This window comes from Selenomonadales bacterium, from assembly GCA_018335585.1.
Lineage (GTDB): Bacteria > Bacillota > UBA994 > UBA994 > UBA994 > UBA994.
This window is the reverse complement of sequence record JAGXRZ010000006.1, coordinates 1-3,048: the sequence shown is the minus strand read 5'-3', so window position 1 is coordinate 3,048 and position 3,048 is coordinate 1. Positions and strand designations below refer to the sequence as shown.

Annotated in this window: 3 protein-coding genes; 1 reads left to right on the top strand and 2 read right to left on the bottom strand. The window is 57.4% G+C overall.

The genetic code is table 11. From position 1 onward, the window contains the following. Both KGZ66_00765 and pepF read right to left on the bottom strand, forming a co-directional pair. A partial coding sequence (locus KGZ66_00765) for a tyrosine phenol-lyase (protein MBS3984128.1) occupies nt 1-459 on the bottom strand: 459 nt, incomplete at its 3' end. A 122-nt stretch (nt 460-581) separates the two neighbouring features. Then, nucleotides 582-2,393 (bottom strand): oligoendopeptidase F, encoded by a 1,812-nt coding sequence (gene pepF / locus KGZ66_00760; GenBank protein MBS3984127.1) that lies wholly within the window; start codon nt 2,391-2,393, stop codon nt 582-584. Nucleotides 2,394-2,773: 380 nt separating this feature from the next. Between pepF and KGZ66_00755 the strand changes: the two genes are divergently transcribed. Continuing rightward, a partial coding sequence (locus KGZ66_00755; GenBank protein ID MBS3984126.1) for an NAD-dependent epimerase/dehydratase family protein occupies nt 2,774-3,048 on the top strand: 275 nt, incomplete at its 3' end.

Below are 3,048 nucleotides of genomic sequence, written 5' to 3'. Positions count from 1 at the left end.
CTCCAGCGTCGAGTCATGCGCTTCGTCAATGATGATATCCCTAAACGTAGCGCCGTTAAGCTCTTGGTGGGCGCGCGTAGTCGTAAAGTACATGTTGCCGGGGACAAAGTCACCCTTTTTAATCATGATTTGCGAAAGAATATTCTCCGCGCCGCGTCCCTGGTGCGTCGGCAGCACATGCTTAAAGCCAAACAAGTCCTGTACGGCGAGCTTTAGGTTCTTAAAGTTCTTGGAGCCGGCATAGGCCTCGTCGCCTAACATCATGCCCGCCCACTGGTTATCGCTCATGGCGTTGGTGCCCGAGTCGGTTAACAGGTCGATATAGACGTCGTCCGAGTCCAGCAAAAACGTGTTGTACCCGGCGCGCTGTATGGCCTCTTCGCGCTGCGCGCGCGTGGTGACGGCGATTGGTTCCACCATTTTAATCTTGTAAGGCTCGGCCATATACTTCTTTTCCATTAAATTACCTCCAACCTTGCTTGTCACGCCACTTCCGCGTTTTCCACACCTATTATGCCACAGCCCAAACGTTTTTCAAGCCAAAGAAAGCGCCGCCACGGTGCGTGACGGCGCGCCACAGGCTATACGTCTCGGCCAAAGCTTTTGACGACAGTGTCGACTAGTTCGCCGACATAGTCGACCGCGGTGCGGATAGCCGCCGCGTCGGTCATGTCTACCCCCGCCATACGCGCAAGTTCCACCGGCGGCTTGGCTCCCCCGGTTTTAAGGACTTCCAGCCACCTGTCGATTACCGGCTGGCCCTGCTCTTTAATGGCCTTCGCTACGGCCGTGCCTACAGTTAAGCCGGCCGAGTAGCTGTACGGGTAGAGGCCCATATAGAAGTGCGGCTGGCGCATCCAAGTCAGGCGTGCGCCCTCGTCTATCTTCACTTCGCGGCCCCAGAATTCCTCAAGAATTTCGCCCTGCACACGGCTGAGCACGCTGGCGGTAATCGGCTGTCCCTTTTCTGCCAGCACGTACGTGCGCCGCTGCAGTTCGCCTTCGATTAAGTGGCGCACGAAGTTGTGGTGATAAGTCATCAAAAGCTGCATCGCCAGCCACCTGTGGAGTCGTGGGTCGTTAGACTGCACGGCGATGTAGTTGCCGACCAAGAGCTCGTTAATGATGGAGGGTGCCTCCGTAAAGAACACCGAGCCACGCACGTTAGACAGCCGCTGGTAACGCATGGCCAGCACCCCGTGCCCCGCATGCCCAATCTCGTGCGCCAGCACCAAGGCACCGCGCATATTGTCGGCCCAGGTCACCAAAATATAGGGGTGAGCATCCGGCACACCATAGCAAAACGCGCCGGTCGATTTGCCGACGTTATCCGCCAGGTCAATCCACCTGTTGTTAAGGCTGTCGGCCACTATCGCCGCATACTCCGGCCCCAGCACCGCCAGCCCCTTCGCGATGACCTCGGCGGCAGTAGCGTAAGTCGTGGCCGGGCTAAAGTCTGGGTCGAGCGGCGCTTCGATGTCGCAGTAGAGCATATCCGTAAGGCCAAGCAGTTCTTTGCGCAGCCGCGCATAGCGGCGCATATGCGGCGCAATTTCCTTCAGGATAACGTCGTGCAGCATATGGTAGCTCGCGGGGTCCACTTCCTGCTGGTGCAGGAGCATATGCGTCGCGGAGGGGTAACCGCGGAGTTTCGCCGTCACCACATGCTTCTTAACTTCCGTGCCCCAAGTAGTGCCGTAGGTGTTTTGGTAGTTCCTGAGGCCCGCGGTAAACGAGGCCCAGGCGTTGCGCCGCAGCACAAAGTCGGCCGACTTCTCGTAGGACTCCTCATAAAGCGAGAACGACATGGGGTGTGTCTGCCCCGTGCTGTCCTTAATGTCGGCAAAGGTCATATCGGCCGCCTTGGAACGCGTGTAGACTAAGTAAGGCGACTGCAGTACTTCACTTAGCGAGGCCAACGCCCGCTCAGTCTCTAGGCTCAGCACATAGGGCTTTTCGTCAATCATGCGCAGCACCGTGCGCGCAAAGCTCTTAAGCTCGGCCGATTCTTCAAGATAGCGCTCCAGTGTCCCGGCGGGTAGCTCCAACGCTTCGGAGCGAATAAAGGCCATGGCCGCCTGCGCCTCGGCGCCGAGCGACTGCGCTCGCCCCATAGCTGCTTGGTTGGCAGGGTCGGTGCCGTCGCCCGAAAGCGCGAGCGAAGCGTAGGCCACCACGCGGTGCAGGCGTCTCTGTAGATCCTCCGCCGCCTCTAAACACTCCGCAAGCACTCCCGCGCCAGACGCCAACTTCCCCTTAAAGCGCATAATAGCAGGTAAATCGCGCGCAATTGCCGTAAGCTCCCGTTCCCAGTCCGCGCCGGTCGGAAAGATATCCGCCAAGTTCCAGGTAAGCTCTGCCGGCACCTCAGCTCTCTTTAGCCGATTTTTCATTGTCCACCCTCCATCTAATAATCAACTTTGCTCCGATTTTCTTCGCTGCAACACTCATTCTTTCGCCATACGAAGCGCTCTCTCCTGCCGGCGTATTTGCCTCACGACTCACAACTCACAAATCACAACTCACAACTCACAACACACAGCACACAGCTTACGGCTTACAACTCACAACCTTAAGCGAAAGCCGGGGAGCCACTCTACGGCTAACGGCTGAAAGCCGAGTGCCCCAAATTCTACTAGGAGCTAGGAGCCGAGAGCCAGCGGCCCCCCACACCTCCCGCTTCATTTTCTCTGGTAAGCAAGCAGCGAAACAGGTACAATAGATACGACAGAGCAACGCAAGTAAAAAACTAAGACACACGGGAGGAATGTTTGTGAAAAAAATACTTATCACCGGCGCGCTCGGGCAGATTGGCACCGAGCTCGTAGTCGCCATGCGCAAAACCTACGGCACCGATAACGTCATTGCGAGCGACATACATGCCACGGCACCGACCGGGCCAATAGCGGAAGGCCCCTACTCCTTAGTTGACGTCACCGTCCCGCAGCAAATCGCCGACGTCGTTAAGCGCCACAAGATTAACACCATCGTCCATCTCGCCGCTATTTTGTCGGCGACGGGTGAAGCTAAGCCTAAGTTAGCGCGGGA

Bases quoted from the DNA above. Each gene is read 5' to 3' on its own strand.
- pepF (MBS3984127.1), bottom strand. From the start codon at position 2,393: ATGAAAAATCGGCTAAAGAGAGCTGAGGTGCCGGCAGAGCTTACCTGG.